22 protein-coding genes and 1 pseudogene are annotated in these 24,501 nt (G+C 61.3%); 11 read left to right on the top strand and 12 right to left on the bottom strand.

Annotated features, from left to right (window positions below):
- Nucleotides 1-20: 20 nt before the first annotated feature.
- Nucleotides 21-1,418 carry an MATE family efflux transporter gene (locus tag C5J26_RS03750; RefSeq protein WP_105400552.1) on the bottom strand — a complete coding sequence of 466 codons (1,398 nt, stop codon included), beginning with the start codon at nucleotides 1,416-1,418 and terminating at the stop codon, nucleotides 21-23.
- Between the two features lie 128 nt (nucleotides 1,419-1,546).
- Complete coding sequence (locus C5J26_RS03745; RefSeq protein WP_105400551.1) at nucleotides 1,547-2,806, bottom strand: TCR/Tet family MFS transporter; 1,260 nt, start codon at nucleotides 2,804-2,806, stop codon at nucleotides 1,547-1,549.
- 279 nt (nucleotides 2,807-3,085) lie between these two features.
- On the opposite strand from C5J26_RS03745, the gene C5J26_RS03740 reads away from it, so the two are divergent.
- Entirely contained in the window at nucleotides 3,086-3,565 is a 480-nt protein-coding gene (locus C5J26_RS03740; protein ID WP_105400550.1) for a DUF2938 domain-containing protein, read from the top strand.
- Here C5J26_RS03740 and C5J26_RS03735 read toward each other — a convergent pair.
- Complete coding sequence (locus C5J26_RS03735; RefSeq protein ID WP_046668741.1) at nucleotides 3,562-3,885, bottom strand: helix-turn-helix transcriptional regulator; 324 nt, start codon at nucleotides 3,883-3,885, stop codon at nucleotides 3,562-3,564. The two genes, C5J26_RS03740 and C5J26_RS03735, sit on opposite strands and share 4 nt — an antisense overlap.
- Before the next feature lie 47 nt (nucleotides 3,886-3,932).
- Here C5J26_RS03735 and C5J26_RS03730 point away from each other — a divergent pair, with 47 nt between their 5' ends.
- Nucleotides 3,933-4,415: an SRPBCC family protein gene (locus tag C5J26_RS03730; protein WP_105400549.1), complete on the top strand. Its 483-nt coding sequence runs from the start codon at nucleotides 3,933-3,935 to the stop codon at nucleotides 4,413-4,415.
- A 228-nt stretch (nucleotides 4,416-4,643) separates the two neighbouring features.
- On the opposite strand, the gene C5J26_RS03725 is transcribed toward C5J26_RS03730, so the two are convergent.
- The 3 genes from C5J26_RS03725 to C5J26_RS03715 all read right to left on the bottom strand — a co-directional run bounded on the left by C5J26_RS03725 (nucleotide 4,644) and on the right by C5J26_RS03715 (nucleotide 7,493).
- Nucleotides 4,644-5,552: a neutral zinc metallopeptidase gene (locus C5J26_RS03725; protein WP_105400548.1), complete on the bottom strand. Its 909-nt coding sequence runs from the start codon at nucleotides 5,550-5,552 to the stop codon at nucleotides 4,644-4,646.
- A gap of 101 nt (nucleotides 5,553-5,653) precedes the next feature.
- Nucleotides 5,654-6,865: an MFS transporter gene (locus C5J26_RS03720; RefSeq protein ID WP_105400547.1), complete on the bottom strand. Its 1,212-nt coding sequence runs from the start codon at nucleotides 6,863-6,865 to the stop codon at nucleotides 5,654-5,656.
- Between the two features lie 145 nt (nucleotides 6,866-7,010).
- Complete coding sequence (locus C5J26_RS03715; RefSeq protein ID WP_105400546.1) at nucleotides 7,011-7,493, bottom strand: DUF2306 domain-containing protein; 483 nt, start codon at nucleotides 7,491-7,493, stop codon at nucleotides 7,011-7,013.
- 113 nt (nucleotides 7,494-7,606) lie between these two features.
- Here C5J26_RS03715 and C5J26_RS03710 point away from each other — a divergent pair, with 113 nt between their 5' ends.
- Nucleotides 7,607-8,422 (top strand): LytTR family DNA-binding domain-containing protein, encoded by an 816-nt coding sequence (locus tag C5J26_RS03710; RefSeq protein WP_105400545.1) that lies wholly within the window; start codon nucleotides 7,607-7,609, stop codon nucleotides 8,420-8,422.
- A 17-nt stretch (nucleotides 8,423-8,439) separates the two neighbouring features.
- Here C5J26_RS03710 and C5J26_RS03705 read toward each other — a convergent pair whose 3' ends face one another.
- Nucleotides 8,440-9,531, bottom strand: a complete 1,092-nt coding sequence (locus tag C5J26_RS03705) for a phosphatase PAP2 family protein (protein WP_172723814.1) — start codon at nucleotides 9,529-9,531, stop codon at nucleotides 8,440-8,442.
- Nucleotides 9,532-9,787: 256 nt separating this feature from the next.
- Between C5J26_RS03705 and carB the strand changes: the two genes are divergently transcribed.
- A complete protein-coding gene (gene carB / locus C5J26_RS03700; protein WP_105400543.1) occupies nucleotides 9,788-13,273 on the top strand; it encodes a carbamoyl-phosphate synthase large subunit in 3,486 nt (1,161 codons plus the stop codon).
- Nucleotides 13,274-13,279: 6 nt separating this feature from the next.
- Here carB and C5J26_RS03695 read toward each other — a convergent pair whose 3' ends face one another.
- Entirely contained in the window at nucleotides 13,280-14,314 is a 1,035-nt protein-coding gene (locus C5J26_RS03695; RefSeq protein ID WP_105400542.1) for an alpha/beta hydrolase, read from the bottom strand.
- 263 nt (nucleotides 14,315-14,577) lie between these two features.
- A pseudogene (locus tag C5J26_RS33080) lies at nucleotides 14,578-14,748 on the bottom strand (radical SAM protein); the annotation flags it as partial.
- Nucleotides 14,749-14,987: 239 nt separating this feature from the next.
- Between C5J26_RS33080 and greA the strand changes: the two are divergent.
- On the top strand, nucleotides 14,988-15,464 hold the full coding sequence (gene greA / locus C5J26_RS03685) for a transcription elongation factor GreA (protein WP_105400937.1): 477 nt from the start codon (nucleotides 14,988-14,990) through the stop codon (nucleotides 15,462-15,464).
- Nucleotides 15,465-15,494: 30 nt separating this feature from the next.
- On the top strand, nucleotides 15,495-16,553 hold the full coding sequence (locus C5J26_RS03680; RefSeq protein WP_105400936.1) for a glycosyltransferase family 4 protein: 1,059 nt from the start codon (nucleotides 15,495-15,497) through the stop codon (nucleotides 16,551-16,553).
- Here C5J26_RS03680 and C5J26_RS03675 read toward each other — a convergent pair.
- Nucleotides 16,537-17,562, bottom strand: a complete 1,026-nt coding sequence (locus C5J26_RS03675; RefSeq protein ID WP_105400541.1) for a glycosyltransferase — start codon at nucleotides 17,560-17,562, stop codon at nucleotides 16,537-16,539. The two genes, C5J26_RS03680 and C5J26_RS03675, sit on opposite strands and share 17 nt — an antisense overlap.
- Before the next feature lie 347 nt (nucleotides 17,563-17,909).
- On the opposite strand from C5J26_RS03675, the gene C5J26_RS03670 reads away from it, so the two are divergent.
- Nucleotides 17,910-18,689, top strand: a complete 780-nt coding sequence (locus C5J26_RS03670) for a glycosyltransferase family 25 protein (RefSeq protein WP_105400540.1) — start codon at nucleotides 17,910-17,912, stop codon at nucleotides 18,687-18,689.
- 27 nt (nucleotides 18,690-18,716) lie between these two features.
- Here C5J26_RS03670 and C5J26_RS03665 read toward each other — a convergent pair whose 3' ends face one another.
- The gene (locus tag C5J26_RS03665; RefSeq protein WP_046633781.1) at nucleotides 18,717-19,184 is read right to left on the bottom strand and encodes an Lrp/AsnC family transcriptional regulator; all 468 of its coding nucleotides are present in this window, start codon (nucleotides 19,182-19,184) and stop codon (nucleotides 18,717-18,719) included.
- Between the two features lie 236 nt (nucleotides 19,185-19,420).
- On the opposite strand from C5J26_RS03665, the gene trxB reads away from it, so the two are divergent.
- From trxB to C5J26_RS03645, 4 genes are all read left to right on the top strand, one after another.
- Nucleotides 19,421-20,395 carry a thioredoxin-disulfide reductase gene (trxB, locus tag C5J26_RS03660; RefSeq protein WP_105400539.1) on the top strand — a complete coding sequence of 325 codons (975 nt, stop codon included), beginning with the start codon at nucleotides 19,421-19,423 and terminating at the stop codon, nucleotides 20,393-20,395.
- A 15-nt stretch (nucleotides 20,396-20,410) separates the two neighbouring features.
- Nucleotides 20,411-21,307, top strand: a complete 897-nt coding sequence (locus tag C5J26_RS03655) for a LysR family transcriptional regulator VtlR (protein ID WP_046633779.1) — start codon at nucleotides 20,411-20,413, stop codon at nucleotides 21,305-21,307.
- Between the two features lie 619 nt (nucleotides 21,308-21,926).
- The gene (locus tag C5J26_RS03650; RefSeq protein ID WP_105400537.1) at nucleotides 21,927-22,223 is read left to right on the top strand and encodes a helix-turn-helix transcriptional regulator; all 297 of its coding nucleotides are present in this window, start codon (nucleotides 21,927-21,929) and stop codon (nucleotides 22,221-22,223) included.
- 39 nt (nucleotides 22,224-22,262) lie between these two features.
- Nucleotides 22,263-23,384: an alkene reductase gene (locus C5J26_RS03645; RefSeq protein ID WP_105400536.1), complete on the top strand. Its 1,122-nt coding sequence runs from the start codon at nucleotides 22,263-22,265 to the stop codon at nucleotides 23,382-23,384.
- Nucleotides 23,385-23,437: 53 nt separating this feature from the next.
- Here the strand turns inward: C5J26_RS03645 and C5J26_RS03640 are convergent, their stop codons facing one another.
- Complete coding sequence (locus C5J26_RS03640; RefSeq protein WP_105400535.1) at nucleotides 23,438-24,451, bottom strand: NAD-dependent epimerase/dehydratase family protein; 1,014 nt, start codon at nucleotides 24,449-24,451, stop codon at nucleotides 23,438-23,440.
- Between the last annotated feature and the right edge of the window lie 50 nt (nucleotides 24,452-24,501).

Genomic DNA, 24,501 nt, shown 5'->3' with positions numbered 1-24,501 from the left:
AAGACGGCCCGCTGGCCCTTTCAGTGGGGCGTCCTGGCCTGGCGTCTCACCAGCAGCCAGAAGCGGCCGCAAAGCAGAACCGCGGCGGCCGCAAGCCCGGTGACGAAGCCGAACCAGACGCCCTCGCCGCGAAAACCGAGCGGGAATGCGAATACCCAGGCGCAGGAGAAACCGATCGGCCAATAGGCGATCAACGCCAGCACCATCGGCACCCGCGTATCCTTGAGCCCGCGCAACAGGCTGGCACCGACCACCTGCAGCCCGTCGACCAGTTGGAAAGCCCCGGCGATCACGATCAGCGGCACCGCCAGTTCCAGCACGGTCGCGGCATCCTCCTTGCGTATATCCAGGAAGAGATTGCCGAAGAAACGCGGGATCGTCGCATAAAGCACGCTGCCTATCGTCGTGAAGAGCACGCTGACCACCAGCACGGCGATGGCGGCCCGCTTCACACCCAGAAGATCGCCGCGGCCGTTGGCGAGCCCGACGCGCACCGTCGCCACCTGCGACAGGCCGAGTGGGATCATGAAGGCGATCGCCGCCAGCTGCAGCGCGATGCCATGGGCTGCGAGCTCCAGCTTGCCGAGGATGCCCATCAGCAGGGAAGCGGCCGAAAACAGGCTGGTCTCCGCTAGAATGGTGAAGCTGATCGGCAGGCCGAGCACGACGATCTCGCGCACCATGCTCCAGTCCGGCCGCCAGAAGCGCACGAAGATCTCGTAGGCGCGCATCTTCGGCTGGCTTTCCACATAAAGCAGGGCGGCGACGAACCCGAACAGGTTGGCAGCGACCGAAGCGATCGCAGCCCCGTGCAGCCCCATGTTCGGCGCGCCGAAATGGCCGAAGATCAGCAGGTAGGCAACGCCGGCATTGATGAAGAACATCACGATCGTGACGTAGAGAACGATGCCGCCCTTCTCGAGCCCGGTGACGAAGCTTCGAAGCGCCATCAGCCCCAGTGCCGGGAAAATACCCCACTGGGCGATGCGCAGGTAGCTTTGCGCATTCGCCGCGACGTCCGGCTGCTGCCCGAGCGCGAGAAGGATGGGTGCCGAAAACCACAGGAGCGGCGCCGTCAGCGCGCCGAAGGCGAGCGCGATCCACAGCCCCATGCGCACCGTACGGCGCACCGAACGGGTATCCCCATGCCCGAGCGCCTGAGCCACCATCGGCACCACGGCGCTGGTAAAGCCGGTGCCGAAGATGAAGACCAGGAAGAACATCTGGGTGGCGAGCACCACGGAGGCGAGTTCGGTTGTCCCGAGCCAGCCGACCAGGATGACGTCGGTAGTGTTGATCGCCATCTGCGCCAGCTGCGCCCCGACCAGCGGCACGCCGAGCGCCAGGGTCGCGCGCATATGCGCGGACCAGGAATTGTCCGTCGTCGTCACAGCCATGGTGGTGGAAAGGCTCGACATGACACTCCTCCGCAGACGAAAAAAGCCGCTTCCAGAAACTGGCGAGCGGCGGATGATGCAGCCTATAGAGGAGCATCATCCGTGCGGCAACACTTACAGGCGATTAAGCAGAATTTTTGGACGTCTCTTCAAGAAATCTGATGCGTAAGCTCGGCTTCGAGCGGACCCGCGACCGTCTTTCGTGAAATCCGGGTCAAAAACACCAAAATGGCACAAGCCATGAAAATCGCCGCCATCATGTATGGCGCCCCTGCGAACTCCATTGTTGCATTCTCTCCGGTAAACGCGCTGAACAGCAGCGTGAAGATCGCCGGGCCGACGATCGTCGTCAGGCTGGTGAGGCTTGTCATCGCGCCCTGCAGCTCCCCTTGCGCCGACGGCGGCACCTTGGCCGAGGCAATGCTGCGGAGCGCCGGATCGGCGACGTTCTCGATCGTCGTGACGAGGATGACGGCGTAAACAACCCACCCCTGCCACGCGAAAGCATAACCGGTGAGGCCGAGGCAGGAGAAACAAAGCCCGAGCACCGCGGTCCTCCATTCCCCGAGCACCGGCACCAGCTTCGGCAAAATGAACCCCATGACAAAGGCGGCGCAGATGCCGAACAGCCCGAGCGACAGGCCGATCTGCCCCTCGCCCCAGCCGTAGCGATAGGCCGACACGAAGGACCAGACCGACGGATAGACCGCGTGCGCCAGCCAGTAGAGGAACATCACCAGCATGACCCAGCCGATGCCCGGGTAGTGGCGCATCTGGCGCAGGGCGCCCAGCGGATTGGCGCGTTTCAGCTCGAACTTGCGGCGGTTCGCCTTGTCGAGCGTCTCCGGCAGCAGGAACCATGAGGCCACGAAGTTGGCGAGCGACAGCAGCCCGGCGCCGAGGAACGGCACGCGCGGTCCGAGCTCGCCGAGCAGCCCGCCGATCACCGGCCCGACTGTGAAACCGACGCCGAAGGCGATGCCGATCAGGCCAAAATTCTTGGCGCGGTTCTCGTCGTTGCTGATGTCGGCAATGTAGGCCGAGCAGGTGGCGAAACTGCCGCCGGAAATGCCGGCGAGGACACGGCCGACGAACAGCATCCAGAAACTGGTGGCTGCCGCGCAGATCAGGTTGTCGAGCGCGAAGGTGAGGACCGAAGCGAGCAGGATCGGCCGCCGGCCGAAACGGTCGCTGAGGTTGCCAAGCAACGGCGCAAACAGGAACTGCATGGCGGAATAGATGAGCAGCAGCCAGCCACCGTCGACCGCCGCGGCACTCAGGTCGTCGCCGGTCAGCTCGCGCAGGAAGGCCGGCAGCACGGGCATGATGATCGCGATTCCGATGACATCGAGGAAAAGGATCATGAAGACGAGGAAAAGGCCGCGGCGCACAAATTTGGGGTCGAGCATTAAAAATGTCTCTCAAGCAATGGTGTTTTCTGGAAAGACGATCAACTCGCCGGGTGCTTACATAACGGCAAAAGAAAATCGAAACAATACGTGAACATTTCAAAGTTTTTGATGAAAGGCACAACCATCGCGCATCGTTCAGCCGGTTCGGCAATCTCGGTGTCGAGCCGCACCCGCCGACAGGATGTTTCCCGTCCGGAAAGCCTGAAGGTCTCGACAGCTCAAACCGGAGCCCATAGAGATTGAAGGTGACCTTCCTCTCTCCGGCAGACCTCTCTCATGATCGAACTTTTCTGGCGCGGCATCCTCATCGGCCTTGGCGCAACCATGCTGATGGATCTCTGGGCGATCGTCCTCAACAAGGTTTTCGGCCAGCCCAAGGCCAACTGGGCGCCGGCCGGTCGCTGGTTCTGGCACCTGGGGCGGGGAAAAGTCTTTCACGACAGCATCGCGGCGGCCGAACCCTACGAACATGAGTTGGCGCTCGGCTGGGCCGGCCATTATGCCGTCGGTCTTCTCTACGGAGTGATCCTCGCCCTGATCATGGGTCCAACCTGGTTCGCCGCCCCGACATTCATTCCCGCCTGGATCTTCGGCATCGTCACCATCGGCGCCGGATGGTTCCTGATGCAGCCGGGCCTCGGCCTCGGCTGGGCCGCGTCGAAAACACCGAAGCCGAACAAAGTGCGCCTCCTCAATTTCGCCGCCCATACCGTTTTCGCCATCGGGCTTTACGGCACCGCGCTGCTGATCCGCTAGTCTTCCAGATCCCGCTTCATCCGGTCGAGCATGTCGACCGCACGTGCCGCATAGGCGCCGATCCAGCGATCGTGGATCGCCTTGATCGGCAGCGGATTGAGGTGGTTCCACCGCTCCCTGCCCTCACGCTTCACCAGCACGAGCTCGGCCGCTTCCAGAACCTTCAGATGCTGCATCACCGTGCAGCGGTCGAGCCTTGGAAACCGGGCGCAGAGATCGCCCGTCGTCTGCGGCCGATCCTTCAGCTCGTCCAGAATCTCCCTGCGAACCGGAGCCGCTAGGGCCTTGAAAATAAGGTCGTTTTTTTCACCGCTTGACATGTTATGTTTTTATAACATGATAGAGGGAGAAACAAGGGAGAAAGATCATGGAACTGAAATTCAAGGTATCCGGCCGGATTTCAAAACCGGTCGAGGAAGTGTTCGAGGCCGTCGCCGATCCGAAGCATCTGTCGGGTTATTTTACGACAGGCGGTGCCAAGGGCCGGCTTGAGACCGGCACCATCGTCACGTGGGATTTCGCCGATTTTCCCGGCGCCTTCCCGGTGGAGGTCGTCGAGGTGGAGAAGAACAAAAAGATCGTCTTGCGCTGGGATGCCAATGACGACGCCCCCACAACCCATCCGGTTCCTCCAGAGGCTAAAAACACCTACAAAACGACCATCACCATGACCTTCGAATCGCTGGAAGATGGCCGCACGCTGGTGACCATCGCCGAGGAAGGTTGGCGCGAAACGCCCGGCGGACTTTCTGCGTCCTACGGCAACTGCCAGGGCTGGTCGCAGATGCTGTGTGCCCTGAAGGCCTATGTGGAATACGGGATCAACCTGCGCGAGGGGATGTATAAGTGATTGTGAGCCGAGCTCCCCCCTCACCAACAAAATCTAGCGCTTAGCTGAAGCCAAGATGCTGATTTTGTAACCTCTCCCGCCAAGGGAGAGGTTAGCCCGCGGCGGCGCGGCACCTTTATTTCTCCCCTTGCGGGAGAGAAAGCGATTTCAACATCTTAGCTGAAAGCTAAGTGTTAGAAATCGCAAGTGAGGGGATTGTCACGGGTCCCCGCAGCAATCTGACTGACCTCAGACATTCCCCGAGAACGTATCGCAGGCCTTCATGTCGCCCGTATCGAACCCGCGCTTGAACCAGCGCGCGCGCTGCGCCGAAGTGCCGTGGTTGAAGCTTTCCGGCACGACATAACCCTGGCTGCGCTTCTGCAGCGTATCGTCGCCGATCTGCTGGGCGGCGTTGAGGGCCTCTTCGAGATCGCCGGTGTCGAGGATACCCTTCTGCTGGGTGAACTTGCCCCAGACGCCGGCGAAGCAGTCAGCCTGCAGTTCGACGCGCACCGACATGCGGTTAGCGTCCGTTTCGCTCATCCGCTGGCGGGCCTGGTTGAACTTCGGCAGGATGCCGAGCAGGTTCTGCACGTGGTGGCCCACCTCGTGGGCGATCACATAGGCCTCGGCAAAATCGCCTGCCGCGTCGAAGCGCTGTTCGAGTTCCTTGAAGAAGTTGGTGTCCAGGTAAAGCTTGTGGTCGCCGGGGCAATAGAACGGCCCGGTCGCGGAAGACGCAAATCCGCAGGCGGAGTTCACCTGGCCGGAAAACAGGACCAGCACCGGCTCCTTATATTGCTGGCCGTTGGCTTGGAAAATGCCGTTCCAGGTATCTTCCGTCTCGGCAAGCACCGTGCGCACGAACGCCGTCGTCTCGTCGGTGGCCGGCGTGCGGTCGCCGGTCGTCTGCTGCTGCTCGAATCCCGACCCGTCCATCCCCAGTTCGCCCGACAGCAGCGAAAGCGGATTGATGCCGGTGATCCAGCAGATGATCAGGATGACGATGATCCCGCCGATGCCGAGCCCGCCCCCGCGGCGGCCACCGCCACCGATCGGGATGCGCAAGCCGCCGCGACCGAGCGGACTGCCGCCCATGGAAGCGCCACGCTGGTCCTCGACGTTGTCCGATTGCCGACGGCCTTTCCATTCCATTTTCGCTCACTCCTCTTCGGCGACATCACGCCTGCCGGGCGATATAACGCTGGCGGCCGCAAAAGCGATCCGTCCAGCATCACATATCCGAAGATTCGTGCTCAGGCGACCCGCAGAGCCTTCTTGCCCGGCAGGAAAACCGTCAGCAACCCGAGCGCCGGCAGGAAGGCGCAGACATTGTAGACGAAGCCGATGCCGTACCGGTCGGCAAAGACGCCGAGTACCGCCGCGGCGATGCCCCCGATGCCGAAGGCGATCCCGAAGAAGATGCCGGCGATCATGCCGACCCGGCCCGGCACCAGTTCCTGCGCCATGACCACGATCGCCGGGAAGGACGATGCCATGATGAAGCCGATAATGCCCGAAAGCGCGATCGTTACCGGCAGGTTGGCAAACGGCATGGCAAGCGTGAACGGCAGCACGCCGAGGATCGAGAACCAGATCACCACCTTCGAGCCGAACCGGTCGCCGATCGGTCCGCCGATGACGGTCCCGAGCGCCACGGCGCCGAGGAAGATGAAAAGCATGATCTGCGACTGCTGCACCGTCACCTGGAAACGCTCGATGACAAAGAACGTATAATAGCTGCCGATCGACGCCATGTAGGCATTCTTGGAAAAGGTCAGGAGCGCCAGCACGATGAGGGCGACGGTGACCGTGCGCCTGGAGAGGTTGTGGGCATTCAGCACGCGCTTGCGGCCCTTATTGGCAAGCATATGCGCCTTGTACCAGCGCGCCACCCACGACAGGATGACGATGCCGAGCAGCGCGATGCCCGAGAACCAGGCGACGCTCCCCTGCCCGTTCGGCACGATGATGAAGGCGGCGAGCAGCGGCCCGATCGACTGGCCGAAATTGCCGCCCACCTGGAAGACCGACTGCGCAAAGCCGTAGCGGCCACCGGACGCCAGCCGCGCGACCCGCGACGATTCCGGATGAAAGACCGCCGATCCGATGCCGATCAGCGATGCCGCGACGACCAGCATAACATAGGACTGGGCGGCCGCCAGCATGAAGAGACCGATGAAGGTCGAGCCCATGCCGACCGGCAGCGAATAGGGAAAAGGTTTCTTGTCGGTGATGATGCCGATCACCGGCTGCAGCAGCGAGGCCGTGCACTGGAATGCGAGCGTCAGGATGCCGATCTGCCAGAAATCGAGGGCATAGTCGGTTTTCAGCATCGGATAGATCGCCGCGATCATCGACTGCATGATGTCGTTCAGCATATGGCAGAAGCTGACCGCCAGGATGATTGGCAGCACCGTCACTTCGGCGGCAGTTGCGGAAACGGGTTTGGATGTTGCATCGGCCATGGAATTTCCTCCGCGCAAGCGGTCGTCATCGCGGATGGCCGTTGCTGCAAGTGTCTTGGACGCACATCTAGTCCCGCAAGCCGGGCCTGTCCATGACAGCAAAGCGCCGAACGGTACGCTTCGAGGAAATTCTTGATACCGGTTCTTAAGTTCGCCGCGACGCCAGCCTCTGCTGAAGAACAAGCGCTCCAGCGATGCCGGCAAGCGTCAGAAGCAATATCCAGCTCGGGCCGCCGGAGAAAACCACCGCGTTCATGATCCGCCCCGGGATCAGCGTGAACAGGCCGGCGATCCCGATGCCGCCAAAATACATGCCGATGACGGCGGCCTTGTGTGCCCGGATATTATGGGCGCGGGCAGCGCTGATTGCCCGCCACACCGCGACGAGCACGAAGACCGACAGGAGATGGATCGGGCTGAAACCATAGACGAGGTTGATCTCGTGGATAAAGAAGCTGGAGAGCGAGGTGATAACCATCAGCGCCATCCAGATCTTGCCGAGCAGTCGGTGTATCGGCGTGCCCTTAGCGTTCATCAGGATGTAGGCACCGAGCACGGTGGCCGGCAGGACGGCTGCGACATGGACCTGAACGGCAAGCGGGGCATCGAGGAGCGGCTGAAGGTTCATCGGAAACACCTGTCGAAATCATCGTGAAGCTGGGAGGCGATTGAATTGGCCGCCTGTTTCCGCCATGACTTGTCGATCCTCCACCGGAATGGCGCAGACGACGGATAAATTTCGTGAATCACCCGTTCTTGAGTTCCACGCTTCGTGAATTGCAGCTCTTCACCCGTTCCCGGCGCTTCTGGACGACCTTTGCGCTTGTCATCCTGATCTTCGCCGTCAGCGGACCCTACGGCACGTTCGAGCGGATGACGCTCGGTATCCGGCTGGGTTACTGGCTGATCGTGCACACCGTCACCTGGTCGATCGCCATCTGTCTTTCGGTCATGGCCGAAATCCTGTTGCGGCAACATCTCCAGCATACGCTTGCCCGCATGATGATCGGCTCGCTGACCGCCGCCCTGCCGATCGGCTTTGCTCTCGGCGCGATCGATTTCGCGTTTTTTGGCCACTGGATCGAGATCGGCGACGGATTCAGGCGGGCGCTGGTCGCGCTGCCGCTCTGTGCCCTCTTCTGTCTGCTCACCTACATGGCCATGCACCGGCAGATTGCCGAGGTGTCAGCCTCAGCCCCGCCTGCATCACCTTCTTCTGCCCCGGAGCCTCCGGCTTCGCCCTCTTCCGGACCCGAAATCCTCGCCCGCCTGAAACCCCATAACCGCGGCGCACTCCTGCGGCTTTCGGTCCAGGACCATTATACCGAGGTGACCACCAGCCGCGGCCGCGAACTGATCCTCCTACGTTTCGCCGACGCCCTGAAGGAACTTGGGCTCACGCCCGGCCTCCAGGTGCATCGTTCCCACTGGGTGGCCGATGCCCATGTCGAAACGCTGAAACGCGACGGCGGCAAGCTTTTACTGATCATGAAGGACGGCTCGGAGATTCCCGTGAGCCGCACCTATGCCGAGGCGGTGCGGACGCGGTTCGGTTAGATTTGCACCGTCGTCGGTTATGCGGCGGTAGCATCCGACCGCCGCGCAAGCGGGAAAGGTATTGGCCGCAATGCTGACGCCGAGAAATAGGCCAGCGTCACGACGATGAATGAGACATATCCATCGATGGCATAGTGCCAGCCGAGATAAACGGAGCTGAGTTGGATGAAGCCTACGTAAACGAAACCCACAATGGCGAGGCGGCGAGAACGTTCAGCCAAGAAAAAGGCGTTGAGCGTGATCAGGCCGACGTGAACGCTTGGGAAAGCTGAGATACCCCCTCCGAAGCCCGGCTTTCCCTCTTCGTACAGGCTCCAGAGATAGGACTGGTAATTCGCCGCAGAACTCGCCCACTGGCTCGGAGCAAGAAAAGCCGTCAACGCCGCAAACCGGGCGTGGTCGCCAGTCACCGCACCGTAGAAGGCCGGACCCGCCGACAAAAATGTACCCGCAAGCACGTTGCCGCACATAATCCAGACGAACAGGAAAAACAGCATATAACGCTGGCGAATGCCATCGGCCGATGGTGATGTCAAGACAAAGAACAGAGTGCCGAAGCAGATGATGAACCACACTACATTGTAGTTGAATTCGACAATGGTACGGACCACGTCATAACCGGCCACGGCATGCAACAGCCGCCAGGGGTCTATTCCGAAAGACAGCCAAGCATCGATATCCGCCTGAATCTTGTCATATTGGAAACCGCCTTCGAGTGCCGGCAAGGCGTTCTTGATCGAGGTGAACGTTCCCTGGAAAACCATCAGGGCCATCATCAGCAGCACGCCGGAGAGCAACGAGGCAATACGCCGAGCGGAAAATGTTCGGCGATAGGCAAGCCGCCGCCGCCTGTCGAAACGCAGTATCAGGATGGAAAGGTCGATGACGATCGCCATCACCGGCATGACGACCGCAAAGACCTGCGGCCACTGCTGGAAATAGAGATGATGCGAAATCATCGCCGTCATGTCGGTTAGGCCGAGAAATATCAGGCCCCCCAGCGAGTACAGGCCGATAAGTACATAGAGCAGTGCATCCTTGCGCAGCCGACACGCGCACCCCCGCGCCAAATCTACCACAAATTGCGCCAACTGCTTTTTGTGCACCATCCATCGCTGCATTTGCTGACGTCTCGATAGAAGCCCCGATTTCCGGACAATGCTGAAATCTGATTAAGACTTCGCTATTGCAACGACCAAAACCGAGCCTCGATTTCTGTCGATTTGGCGATTTATGGGGTTCCGTTCGGGAGAACATTTGCCTATAAGCCGCGTCTAGCCTGAAAAGACATGCGCGCGTGACCCGACCGGTGGTATTCCACACCGCGCCGGTTTTCCGCGCAGGAAAAAAGCGGAAAGATACCCCATGCCCAAGCGCCAAGATTTGAAATCGATCCTCATCATCGGCGCGGGTCCGATCGTCATCGGCCAGGCATGCGAGTTCGATTATTCCGGCACCCAGGCCTGCAAGGCGCTGAAGGAAGAAGGTTACCGGGTCATCCTGGTCAATTCCAACCCGGCGACGATCATGACCGATCCGGGCCTTGCCGACGCGACCTATGTCGAGCCGATCACGCCCGAAGTCGTCGCCAAGATCATCGCCAAGGAACGGCCGGATGCGCTGCTGCCGACCATGGGCGGCCAGACCGCGCTGAATACCGCGCTCTCCCTGAAGCGGATGGGCGTGCTCGACCGCTACAATGTCGAGATGATCGGCGCCAAGCCGGCTGCCATCGACATGGCCGAGGACCGCGCCCTCTTCCGTGAGGCGATGTCCCGCATCGGGCTCGAAACGCCGAAGTCGATGCTGGCCAACGCCACCGACATCAAGGATGCCGACCGCAAGACCCATGAGATCGAGCGCAACCGAGTCAAGGAAAGCCTGACGGGTGCCGATCTCGACAAGGCGCTCGACGCGCTCGAAAACCAGTGGAACCTCGGCGAGACCGACCGCAAGCAGCGTTACATCAGCCACGCCATGGCGATCGCCGCCCAGGCGATCGACGTGGTCGGCCTGCCTGCCATCATCCGTCCCTCCTTCACGATGGGCGGCACCGGCGGCGGCATCGCCTATAACCGCTCGGAGTTCTTCGAGATCGTCGGCGGCGGCCTCGATGCTTCGCCGACCACCGAAGTACTGATCGAGGAGTCGGTGCTCGGCTGGAAGGAATACGAGATGGAGGTGATCCGCGACAAGGCGGACAACTGCATCATCATCTGCTCGATCGAGAACATCGACCCGATGGGCGTCCACACGGGCGATTCGATCACCGTCGCGCCGGCGCTGACGCTGACCGACAAGGAATACCAGATGATGCGCAACGCCTCGATCGCGGTCTTGCGCGAGATCGGCGTCGAGACCGGCGGTTCGAACGTGCAGTTCGCCGTCAACCCCAAGGACGGCCGCCTCGTCGTCATCGAAATGAACCCGCGCGTTTCGCGCTCGTCGGCGCTCGCCTCCAAGGCCACCGGCTTCCCGATCGCCAAGGTCGCCGCCAAGCTCGCGATCGGTTACACGCTCGACGAACTCGACAACGACATCACCGGCGGCGCCACGCCCGCCTCGTTCGAACCGTCGATCGACTACGTGGTCACCAAGATCCCGCGTTTTGCCTTTGAAAAATTCCCGGGCGCTTCGCCGGTCCTGACCACTGCGATGAAGTCGGTCGGCGAAGTCATGGCGATCGGCCGCACATTCGCGGAATCGCTGCAGAAGGCGCTGCGCGGCCTCGAAACCGGCCTGACCGGCCTCGACGAGATCGAAATCCCCGGCTTCGAGGAAGGCGAGAATTCCAAGAACGCCATCCGCGCCGCGATCGGCACGCCGACCCCGGACCGGCTGCGCATGGTCGCCCAGGCGCTGCGCCTTGGCCTCACCGAGGGCGAAGTCCACGAGGCCTGCAAGATCGACCCGTGGTTCATCGCCCAGCTGAAGGCGATCACCGACATGGAGGCCCGCATCCGCGAGCACGGCCTGCCGGACGACGCCGAAAACCTGCGCATGCTGAAGGCCATGGGCTTCTCGGATGCCCGCCTCGCAAGCCTCACCAAAAAACGCCCGAAGGAAGTCGCCGAGCTCCGCAACAGCCTGAACGTCCGCCCCGTCTTCAAGCGCATCGACACCTGCGCCGCCGAATTCGCCTCGCCGACCGCCTACATGTATTCGACCTACGAAACGCCCTTCGTCGGCAGCCTGCGTTCGGAAGCGGAAGTCTCGGCCGCCAAGAAGGTCGTCATCCTCGGCGGCGGTCCAAACCGCATCGGCCAGGGCATCGAGTTCGACTATTGCTGCTGCCACGCCGCCTTCGCGCTGAAGGATGCCGGCTATGAAGCGATCATGATCAACTGTAACCCGGAAACCGTGTCGACCGACTACGACACGTCGGACCGCCTCTATTTCGAGCCGCTGACCGCTGAAGACGTCATCGAAATCCTGCGCGCCGAGCAGGAAAAGGGCGAAGTGGTCGGCGTCATCGTCCAGTTCGGCGGCCAGACGCCGCTGAAGCTTGCCGAGGCGCTCGAAAAGAACGGCATCCCGATCCTCGGCACCGCACCCGACATGATCGACCTTGCCGAAGACCGCGATCGTTTCCAGAAGCTTCTGATGAAGCTCGATTTGAACCAGCCGAACAACGGCATCGCCTATTCCGTCGAACAGGCCCGCCTCGTTGCCGCCGAAATCGGCTTCCCGCTGGTCGTGCGCCCGTCCTACGTGCTCGGCGGCCGCGCCATGCAGATCATCCACTCGGAATCGATGCTGCAGACCTACCTGCTCGACACCGTGCCGGGCCTGGTGCCGGAAGACATCAAGCAGCGTTACCCGAACGACAAGACCGGCCAGATCAACACCCTGCTCGGCAAGAACCCGCTTCTGTTCGACAGCTACCTGAGCAATGCGATCGAAGTCGACGTCGATTGCGTCTGCGACGGCACCGACGTTTATGTCGCCGGCATCATGGAACATATCGAGGAGGCCGGCATCCATTCGGGCGACAGCGCCTGCTCGCTGCCGCCGCGCACCCTTTCGCCTGAGATGATCGACGAGCTGGAGCGCCAGGCGAAGGCCATGGCCAAAGCGCTGCATGTCGTCGGCCTGATGAACGTGCAGTTCGCCATCAAGGACGGCACGGTCTACGTGCTGGAAGTCAACCCGCGCGCCTCGCGCACCGTGCCATTCGTCGCAAAGACCATCGGCGCGCCGATCGCCAAGATCGCCGCCCGCGTCATGGCCGGCGAAAAGCTCGACGCGACGTTTGCCGCCTACGGTACCAAGCCGGATCCGCGTGCGCTGAAGCACATCGCGGTCAAGGAAGCGGTCTTCCCGTTCGCCCGCTTCCCAGGTGTAGACATCCTGCTCGGCCCGGAAATGCGCTCGACCGGCGAAGTCATCGGCCTCGACACGGATTTCGCGCTGGCCTTCGCAAAGTCGCAGCTCGGCGCCAGTGTCGAACTGCCGCGCGACGGCACGGTGTTCGTCTCCGTGCGCGACGAGGACAAGGCCCGCGTGCTCCCGGCGATCCGCATCCTGACCGATATCGGCTTCAAGGTGCTGGCAACCGGCGGCACCGCCCGCTTCCTTGCCGAACAGGGCATTGCCTCCACCCGCATCAACAAGGTGCTTGAAGGCCGCCCGCATATCGAGGACGCGATCCGCAACCGCCAGGTCCAGCTCGTCATCAACACAACGGACGGCAACAAGGCGATCTCGGATAGCAAGTCGTTGCGCCGCGCGACGCTGATGCAGAAGGTGCCCTACTACACCACCATGGCCGGCGCCGAAGCTGCCGCCATGGCGATCAAGGCGCTGAAAGCCGGCAATCTCGAAGTCCGCCCGCTGCAGAGCTATTTCTGAGCCATATCAGGCGATGCGAGCGGACGCCGTCTTCGCATCGTCCTTGATATGCCAGTCGCCCTGGAACTTTGGCCGTGTTCCCTCTTGAAGGGTCAAGCGGCCATTTTTCATTTTCCGGGTTGGGATGGCGTGGCGGTCAATTGCGCCTTCGAGTGTCATGGAGAGATCTCGGGCAAACAGCCGATTGCCAATATGCCAGGAATGCGTCCAGGAGCCGAGACTCGGCTGCGACTTCGGATCGACACCCTCGAAATAATCGCCACAATCGACGTCGACCGCTTTCGAATTGACGACGGTCGGCAAGCCGACACGCCCCGCGCGCGGAGCGACGCCGAGTCTCTTCGCATTGGAGACGGCGAGCACTGAATCAAACGGATTGGAATAATTGGTAAAGCGCATGATCCGCCTAAACATGGGCTGGCTCCAGTCGCTTGACAGAGCAAGACTATCGCTGGAGACGTCACCCGCGATAAAAGCGACCTGACCCATGCGCCAATCGCTCTTGAAGAGCTCACCCTTCTTCTCGGCCTGCGCAAAAGCCTCAAGGGTGACATAGCACCCTGCAGAATGGGCTATCAGGTGCACGTTGGTCTCACAACCGGCCTTCTGCGCCTGGCTGAGCAAAAGGATGCCCTTGGTCACAAGCTCGGCAGCGACGGCCGCACCATCCCATCGGTCCTCCAGATAGTTCAGAGTCTGATTGTCGCTAGGCCAGTCGAACGCAACGATTTCCCCGCGCCAACCTTCAGCCTTCATATCTTTCTTTAGCTGCCTGACGCGCTCGATCACATTGGGAATGGCGTTGTTATAGCCATGAATGAATATGAGCACGTCGCCACGCGGGCCAATCGAATTCGGATTCTCGTCTCCATCCGCAAGCCCCTGTACTTCGGAGACCCAATCCTTGCTGCTGGAAATGACATGACTGGCATCGTAATGATTGACGCTGCTCGGAACCTTGAGGAACCTTATCGGCCCTGGCTCTTCGGTGAAGTTGGTGCCCTCACGCTTTCTTGCCGAAATTATATATGTGCTGGTCATTGTCGCCCCCGGAACCACCCCTCACATCGCAGTTAAGTTAGAACAACATCCACAAAAAGCACAACCTTTAATTTAATGCTTCCAAAACACCCGCGCCAATCCCAGCCTCGATTGCGCCGCAGAATCCCCACCTGAATCAGTCTCTCCACTCACGCCGCCAAGCGCTTGATCCGGCTCATGTCCTGCCTGAATCGGGCAAGCTCCTCCGCCTTCCTGCCCTCGTCGGGAATCCGCAGCAGATAGGACGGATGCACCGTCACGAAGAGCGTACGGCCGTCCGGCGCGTAGGCATGGCAGATCCCGGAACCCTCCGTCGAGCCCAGCCCGCCTGTCGCGGACGAGTCCCGCTTCACAGTTCCGCTGGAGGCACAGGAAGCATCGTATTTGGCGGCATCCGAAAGGATCGCCAGGCGTTCTTTCAGCGACTTCTTCATTAGCATGTTCACTAAATGTTCTTTTCGCGCCCGTCAAGTCATTGACAAATGGTGCCGCATGCATCCACATGCTCAAGGAGGGGCACACGAACAGGGTTTCGAAATTCCTAGCGCTCGCTGTCGAAATTCTGTTATAGTGACCCACATTCTGATTTTACGATGGTTCCGAAGTTTCGCTCCGGAACCTGTTTCTTTTTGTGTCCGCGGCATCCGCGGGCATGCGCCTGAAGGACAAGGAAATGGTTGAAAAGGTACCGATGACGCAGAGCGGTTTTTCCAAACTGCAGGAAGAGCTGCGCTGGCGCCAGCAGGAGGAGCGTCCCCGTATCATCGAGGCAATTGCAGAAGCGCGCGCCCATGGCGACCTTTCGGAAAACGCCGAGTACCATGCTGCCAAGGAGGCCCAGAGCCACAACGAAGGCCGTATCACGGAACTCGAGGATCTGACGGCACGCGCCGAAGTCATCGATTTGTCCAAGATGTCCGGCTCGAAGATCAAGTTCGGCGCGACCGTCAAGCTCATCGACGAGGATACGGAAGAAGAAAAGGTCTACCAGATCGTCGGTGACCAGGAAGCCGATGTGAAGGCTGGCCGTATCTCCATCTCTTCGCCGATCGCGCGCGCGATGATCGGCAAGGAAAAGGGCGATTCCATCGAAGTTGTCGCCCCCGGCGGCTCCAAGGCCTACGAAATCCTCGCCATTTCCTGGGGCTGACCGCCCGTGGGTAAAAGCGGCGATCCCGCCATCATCGATATCCGTGACGTCGAAGTGATTGCGCCGAATTTCAAGCGGCGCCTCTCCGGCGTCACGTCGACGATCATCCAGCTCGTGCCAGTCCAGAGATCGCTCGGCCAGAAGGTCGCAGCGCTTGGCCCTGGTCTGCCTGCCGATCTGCCGCATATCCGTTACCGCGACCTCTTCCGCCTCTGGTCGCCGCCGCGCGGCAAGCGGTGCCGGATCTGGCACGCGCGCCGGAATATAGAGATGCTGCCGGCAATTTTCATGCGCGACGTGCTGCGCATGCCGCTGAAGATCCTCTTCACCTCCGCCTCGCAACGGCACCATACCGGCTGGACGAAATGGCTGGTTTCGAAGATGGACGGCGTGATCGCCACCAGCGGCAAGACGGCCGATTACCTGACGGTCAAGAACACCGTGGTGCTGCACGGCATCGATACCGTCCGCTTCTCGCCGCCCTCGGACAAGAGTGAGGCCAAGCGTGCCCGCGGCCTCGATCCGGCACAGAAGATCGTCGGCTGCTTCGGCCGCGTGCGGCGCCAGAAGGGCACCGATCTCTTCGTGGATTCGATGATCCGGGTGCTTTCCGAGCGCAAGGACTGGTCGGCGATTGTCGCTGGCCGCGCCACCGGCCCGCATGTGGATTTCGAGGACGGATTGAAGAACAAGGTCGCCGCCGCCGGCCTTGCCGACCGCATCCTGTTCGTTGGCGAGCATACCGATATCAACGAATGGTATCGCGCCCTCGACCTCTTCATCGCGCCGCAGCGCTGGGAAGGTTTCGGGCTGACGCCGCTGGAAGCCATGGCGACCGCGGTCCCGGTAATCGCCACCGATGTTGGCGCCTTCCCTGAGCTTCTGGTGACGGGCGACGAAGAGACCGGCGTGATCATCGCCCGCGACAGCGTCGATGCCATGGCCGGGGCCGCAGAGGCCTTCATGGACAACGAAGCCCGTCGCAAGGCCGCCTCGGCCCGCTCCCGCGCCCACGCGGTCGAAAATTTCAGCATCGAGGGCGAGGCCAAACTGCTCGGTAATATCTACCGGATCACGGCTTCCGCTTGAAAAGCTCGATATAGGCGTTCGCCACCGCCTCTTCCGAAAACTGTCCGACCAGCGTCGCCCTGCCCGTTTCGCCAAGGCTCGCAGCCAGCTGAGGATCTGCGATCAACTGGTTGATGGCGTGCGAATAGCCCGGGACGTCGTCGATATCGACGAGCAGACCGTTTTCGCCGTGCTGTACGAACCAGGAGGGCCCTTCCGAGCGCGAGGAGATCACCGGCTTGCCCTGCGCCCATGCCTCGAAAATGACGTTGCCGAGCGGCTCGTGGCTGGATGGCATGATGAAGATGTCGGCGGCGGCAAGATACGGCCGCGTATCCTTGTGCCAGCCGAGGAACCGCACCCGGTTCTCCATCTTGTGCTCTCGCATGACAGCTTCCAGAGCTTCCCGCTCCTCGCCGTCGCCGGCGATCCACAGATAGGCGTCCGGCACCGCCGTCATCGCCTCGATCAGCAGGTGGAAACGCTTGCGTTTGACGAAACGGCCCATCGTCATGATCAGCGGCACACCGTCCGGCGTATCGGCAACCGACCTTGAGATCGGCGCCACGACCGACGTGTCCGTGAAGTTCGAAATCACCTCGACGCCGCGGGTCCAGCCGAGATTGTTGCGCACATGATCGGCAATGCCCGGCGTGTTGCAGACGAGAATGTCGGAATTCTTGAAATAGCCGAGATGGGTGGGATAGTCGCCGAGACGGGAGAGCTTGATACCGCCCTTATAATCCGGCATCAGGCGAGCACCGCGGGTGGACCAGGAAATAATCGCGTCGGCCTTGTCCCGCTTTGCCATGGAAAGCACCTTCATCGGCAGAAGGATACGGTCGATGGAGAGGTTGCGGAAATTGCTTTCGATGACGCGCGCATGGGCCTCGACATCCGGCTTCCAGCGGCGGTTCCAGCGCATTACGGCCGTCTGCTCTACGCCACGCCGCGCAAGCGCGCCGACCAGATGCACGAAGAACTTCTCCGCTCCGCCGTCCTTGCCGAAAATATACTGGTGAACCCGCATCGATGTCGCCTCGCCTGTCCGTTTTCCGCCGCTTTGTACCGGAAACCAGCATCTATAGGCAGCGCCGCCTATATGTTACGGTTGAAAAACCTGCGCAAGGGGTATGGGAATGGTTGTCGCTGAAATCTTGGGGGCTGGGCAGGATGGGGCTGCAGTGACCCTTCCGCACCGGTTCGGCCGATGTTATCGGGAAGAAAGCCCCGCTTGTTCCCAAAAAGGCCGGGCCACGATATAGCAAAGCTCAAACAGCTTCGACCAAGTCGACGCACCCATCACAAGTCTACCGGCGACGGAAGCGGCCGTGGCGGACGAAAAGCCGCTGCGCCTCCTCGCCGAAAAAGGGTAAAATGCAATCGCTTGAGACCTATGTCATCAATCTGGATGGCAGCAATGACCGCCTGCAGACCATCAGCGACCGTCTTTCAGCCTTCGGCATCGCCTTCGAGCGGATCTCCGCCGTCGACGGCCGCAAGTTCGATCTCGCGACGATCCCGGACTACGACGCCGAGCGCGCCCAGAGCTATATGGGCCGCACCCTCGTCGGCGGCGAAATCGGCTGCTACCGCAGCCACCTGAAAGTTGCCGAACATTTCCTGAAATCCGACGCCCGTTATGCACTGGTGCTGGAAGACGATGCGCTGCCGCTCTGCAACCCGGTCGAACTGCTCGAAGCGGCCCTGCCGGATCTCGAAAAGGTCGATCCCGACTGGCGGCTGATCAATATCGGCAACAACAAGCTGAAGATCGCCACACCGCTCGCCCGTTACGGCATCGGCGGACACGACTGCGAACTGGTGGCCGCCCATTACTTCCCGATGACGACGAGCGCGATCGTCTGGTCGCGCGAAGGCGCCCGGCTCTTCATCGAGGAACATGGCAAGATGTTCGCCCCGGTTGACAATTATTTCCGCCACTGGCTGACCCGCACCGGCCACGGCTACTCCTTCTGGCCCTCGCCCGTCACCACCACGGATGCCGCAAGCGAAATCCTGGCAAGCTCCGGCCGAGCCAGAAAGACCAACAAGCGGAAATGGTTCTACGCGTTCGCCAAGCAGCGGCGCCTGATGGAAGACAAGCTGATCGCCTTCATCCACAAGAAGCGGTTTCGTCCTGCTGGGAGCAAGTGACGAGGCGCCCGCCGGCAACGGTCAGCTTCAGATTTCCACCAGCCCCAGATGCTTGACCTGCCGAATGGTCAGCATGGTGCGGACGGTATCGACATGCTGGTCGGCCGTCAGTACTTCGATGACGAAGTCCTGGAAGACGGTGAGGTTCTGGGCAGCGCAGCGCAGCAGGAAATCGCTGTCGCCGTTGACCATCCAGGCCTCCCGTACCATCGGCCATTGCTGGACCTTCGCCCCGAAGGCCTTGAGGTCCGCGTCCGACTGGCGCTTTAGCCCGACCATGCAGAAGGCGACGAGATCCACGCCCAGTTTCGGTGCGTTGAGAAGCGCGTGATAACCTTCGATGATACCGGCTTCCTCGAGCTTGCGCACGCGGCGCAGGCAGGGCGGGGCGGAAATGCCGACGCGTTCTGCGAGCTCGACATTGGTCATGCGCCCGTCACGTTGCAATTCCCGCAGGATTTTTAGGTCGATGGCATCAAGATCGGCGCGAAGCACATAGGTCCCCTTCAATTCTGCAGTGCTTTTATCGCAAGAGGAATTTTACGCAAGAATATGTCTTGGGGCGCCTGGCTTCGGTTTCCATGCCAACTGATCTGTTGTTAGTGCAAGGCTGCCCTTGCATTGCTGCATGGATCGATCTTACATGGCGCTTCTACAGCGGCAGACCGGACATCGACCACCTATATGAGGGGCAACGAAACGTCGACCGGTCTTTGAAAGGAAATTACTCCATGTCCTCCCGTCATACCGAGGTCCTGATCATCGGCTCCGGCCCGGCCGGTTATACGGCCGCCATCTATGCGGCGCGCGCCATGCTGAAACCGGTTTTGATCGCCGGCATGGAACAGGGCGGCCAGCTGATGATCACCACGGATGTCGAAAACTATCCGGGCTTCGGCGATCCGATCCAGGGTCCCTGGCTGATGGAGCAGATGCTGAAACAGGCGACCCATGTGGGCGCCGAGATCGTCAACGACCTCGTCACCGAGGTCGAACTCCACCATCGCCCCTTCACCGTGCGCACCGATTCTGGCGCCGTCTGGACCGCCGAGACGATCATCATCTCGACCGGCGCCAAGGCAAAATGGCTCGGCATAGAAACCGAGCAGCAGTTCCAGGGCTTTGGCGTCTCCGCCTGCGCCACCTGCGACGGCTTCTTCTATCGCAACAAGGACGTGATCGTCGTCGGCGGCGGCAATTCCGCGGTCGAGGAAGCGCTCTACCTGTCGAATATCGCCAAGACGGTGACCGTGGTGCATCGCCGCGATAGTTTCCGCTCCGAAAAGATCCTGCAGGAACGCCTTTTCCAGCGCCCCAATGTCAACGTGCTGTGGAATACCGAAATCGCCGAGATCACCGGCAAGCCGGCCAAGGCGCCGATGCCGCCGTCCGTCGAGGGCGTCAAGCTGCGCAACACCCAGACGGGTACGGTTACCGACTTCCCGATCCATGGCGTCTTCGTGGCGATCGGCCATGCGCCGGCGACAGAACTGTTCCAGGGCAAATTGAAGATGAAGCCGAACGGCTATCTCTGGACGGCGCCGGATTCGACCGCCACCGACGTGCCCGGCGTGTTTGCCGCAGGCGACGTGACGGATGACACTTTCCGCCAGGCGATCACCGCCGCCGGCATGGGCTGCATGGCAGCGCTCGAGGCCGAACGTTACCTCTCCGGCATCCAGCCGGTTGCCATAGCCGCGGAGTGACGTTGAACGATGGGTGTGCCGCTCGACTGGGATAAACTGCGCATTTTCCACGCGGCGGCGGAGGCGGGATCCTTCACCCATGCGGCCGACAAGCTGCATCTTTCCCAGTCGGCGATCAGCCGTCAGGTCAGCGCGCTGGAGCAGGATGTCGGGGTAAAACTCTTCCATCGCCATGCGCGCGGCCTGATCCTGACCGAACAGGGCGAACTTCTCTATCGCACCGCCCACGACGTGCTCCTGAAGCTCGAAACGGTGAAGATGCAGCTCACCGAGACGACGGAAAAACCGTCCGGCAAGCTGCGCGTGACGACGACCGTCGGCCTCGGCCAGGGCTGGCTCACCGACAAGGTGCAGGAATTCCTGCAGCTCTATCCGGAAATGTCGATCCAGCTGATCCTCGACAACGAGGAAGTGGACGTCAACATGCGCCATGCGGATTGCGCCATCCGGCTTCGTCAGCCGGTGCAGTCCGACCTCATCCAGCGCAAGCTCTTCACCGTGCACATGCACGTCTATGCCGCCCCCTCCTACATCAACCGTTACGGCGAGCCGCAATCCGTCGAGGATCTCGACCAACATCGCATCATCACCTTCGGGGAACCGGCGCCGAACTACCTGCTCGACGTCAACTGGCTGGAATACGCGGGCCGGTCGTCGGACAATACCCGCACGCCGCATCTGCAGATCAACAGCCAGACCTCGATCAAGCGCGCCTGCCTGCTGGGAATCGGCATCGCCTGCCTGCCGGATTATATCGTCGGCCGCGATCCGGGGCTGATTCAGTTGGCCATCAATGCCGACATCCCGTCCTTCGACACCTATTTCTGCTATCCGGATGAAATGAAGAACGCCGCGAAGCTGAAAGTCTTCCGCGATTTCGTGGTGGGCAAGGCCCGCAACTGGAGCTTCTGACCGGCGCCGGTCCGGACCGGATATGCCCCCGAAAACCCTAGAACGCTGGGGATTTCGCGGCTTCTGCGGCCGCCTGATATGTAACCACTGAGCGCATTAAATTAAAGCGTTGCACCTCACGCATGGCTGTCCTGCACAAAAGAGTATTGTTCACTGCACAAAAAACCACCATATCGCTCACAGCTGATGCACATGGCGGCTTTTCCTCCCAGTTCCGCCGCAGCAGCTGTTCCCCTCTGGAGGTTTTTTTGACCTTCACACTTATAGGGCCCTGGAGCGATCCAGTGGCCCTCTTTTTTTGCCCTGAATTCTGCCGTGGCTCATTCACCGGTTTCCGCCGCCGCAGTCCGCGTGAAAACTTCTGTTCAATATCCCATCCATACCCTTGTCGAGCGAAACCTGGCTCCCCATATTGAGTTCAGCTGGCGCGCTTCGGCGACGTCCCTGTCGTCTGTGCCGGCTGTTCCCCTCTGGAGGTTTTGACCTTCACAATTATTGGGCCTCGGAGCGATCCGGCGGCCCATTTTTTTTACAATCCCCCGCTTCTCCGCAAACCGCTCCCTTTAAATCGTCATCCGACGATCTATATATCGGGAAACTCCGATATTGGATCCTGATCATGGACAAGACGGAAATTCTGAAAGCGCTGGCACATCCGGTCCGGGTCGAATTCCTGGAATGGATGAAGGAGCCGGAACGTCATTTTTGCGATCAGGCGCATCCGCTCGAAATGGGCATCTGCGCCAGCCAGTTCGAAAAACGCTGCGGCCTCTCCCAATCCACGGTCTCGGCGCATCTTTCGACGCTCGAGAAAGCCCGCCTGGTGAAAATCGACCGGGTTGGCCAATGGGCATTCTACCGCCGCGACGAAAAAACCATCGCGGCCTTCCTCGACGATCTCAGATCGACCCTCTGATCCCCCGCCTCTCCTCCCAACAGCATAAGGAATTTTCCGATGGCCAGCATTTTTGATCCGACCACGTTCGGCGATATCGAACTCGCCAATCGCGTCGTCATGGCTCCCCTGACGCGCAACCGTTCGCCGAAAGCGATCCCCAACAACCTCAACGTCACCTATTACGAACAGCGCGCCAGCGCGGGTCTGATCGTCACCGAAGGCACTCCGGTCAGCCAGCAGGGCCAGGGTTATGCGGACGTGCCGGGCCTTTATCTGCCGCAGGCGATCGAAGGCTGGAAAAAGGTGACGGATGCCGTCCACCGCAGGGGCGGCAAGATCGTCACCCAGATCTGGCATGTCGGCCGTGTCTCGCACACTTCCCTGCAGCCGAACGGCGGCGCTCCCGTTGCACCCTCGGCCATTCCCGCCGGCGGCAAGACCTACATCATCAATCCGGATGGCAACGGCGCCTTTGTCGATACCTCCGCTCCCCGCGCGCTGGAACATTCGGAAATCGCCGGCATCGTCGCTGATTTCGCCAAGGGCGCCCGCGCCGCGATCGACGCCGGCTTCGACGGCATCGAAATCCACGGCGCCAACGGCTACCTGATCGACCAGTTCCTGAAGTCGGGCGCCAACCAGCGCACGGACGAATACGGCGGCTCGATCGAGAACCGGACGCGGTTCCTGGTGGAAGTCGTCGATGCGGTGACCAAGGAAATTGGCGCCGGCCGCGTCGGCATCCGCCTGTCACCGGTGACACCGGCCAATGGCGTCAGCGATCCCGATCCGCAGGCCGTCTTCAACCATGTGGTCGAGCAGCTCGGTCCTCGCGGCCTCTCCTTCATCCACCTGATCGAAGGTGCCACCGGCGGCGACCGCGCGTTCTTCCAGGGCGACAAGCCCTTCGATTACCAGGAACTGAAGGATATCTACCGCAAGGCCGGCGGCAAGGGCGGCTGGCTCGTCAACAACGGTTATGACGGCGAAAACGCCTCCAAGGCCGTCGAAAGCGGTTATGCCGACGCGGTCGCCTTTGGCAAGCTCTTCCTCGCCAACCCGGATCTCGTCCAGCGCCTCAAGGACAATGCGCCGCTCAACGAGGCCGACAAGTCCACCTTCTACGGCGGCGGCGCCAAGGGCTATACCGACTACCCGGCGCTCGAAGCGGTCGCCTGATGGATTTCGGAAGGGGCCGCCTAAAAGCGGCCCTTTCCTTTTGAGAATACCGCTCAGGCCAAAAGTGCCACCGGCTTTACAGCCTTGGGCTCGATACAGCCGAGATCGGCAAGCGTCGCCCGAATTGCTTCGTCGATCGGCGTCGAAGGCTCCTCGCCCAGGAAGGCCCGCAGTTTGTCATTGCTCATCCGCACCGGCACCTTCCAGAGATAGCGCATCTCGCCGAGCTCCCGGAATATCGGCACGAAGGGCGATCCAAGCTTCAGCAGCCACCATGGAAACGCCTTGACCTTCGGCTTTTGCCCGACGACCCGGCCGATCGCCGCGATCATTTCGCTGCCGTCCCGGTCCCAGAAACCTCGCATCTGGAAGCGGGCGAAACGCGGCAGTTCACCCTCGCGGTCTATCAGCCGCAACATTGTCTCGGCCACGTCCGGCAGATATGCCCATTGATGGCCGACGCCCTCGGCACTCGGCTGGCTGACCGACCGAACCGGCTTGCCGGGTTTCACCAGGCCTTGGGCGAACCAGCTGTTCGCCGCGCCGGGACCGAAATAATCGCCTGCCCGCACGATCAGCACCGGCACGCCCTCGCTCGACGCGGCCTCTAGCCGACGTTCCAGCTCGACCCGAATCGCGCCCTTGCGCGTCGCCGGGTTCTGCGGGCTTTCCTCGCTGATCTCGGGAAAGGCATCCGGCCCGTAATTATAGACCGTGCCCGGCAGCAGGATGCGGGCGCCGACGGCGCGAGCTGCCGCGATCGTGTTCTCGAGCATCGGCAGGACCAGCTTTTCCCAGTCCTTATAGCCCGGCGGGTTGACCGCATGGACGATCAGCCTGGCATCCTGGGCGGCGCGGCGGACATCAGCTGCATTCATCGCGTCGCCCTGGAGCCAGTGAAAGCGAGGTTCCCGCTTTGCCGCTTCCCCGGCCTTGCGGTTGAGGGCGCGGACGGTCCAGCCACGCGCAGCAAGGCCCCGCGCCACATGGCCGCCTATCCCGCCGGTGGCGCCGAGAACGAGGGCGATGGGCTTTAGGCCGAGGTTGGGGTTTGATAGTCCGGACATGGCGATAATCCTTCCAGCTGCATGCGTTTCGTTGGCTGGACTATCGCGCC

Origin of the sequence: Neorhizobium sp. T7_12 (genome assembly GCF_002968535.1) — a bacterium.
GTDB classification, from domain to species: domain Bacteria; phylum Pseudomonadota; class Alphaproteobacteria; order Rhizobiales; family Rhizobiaceae; genus Neorhizobium; species Neorhizobium tomejilense.
This window is presented reverse-complemented; position numbering and strand designations above follow the sequence as displayed.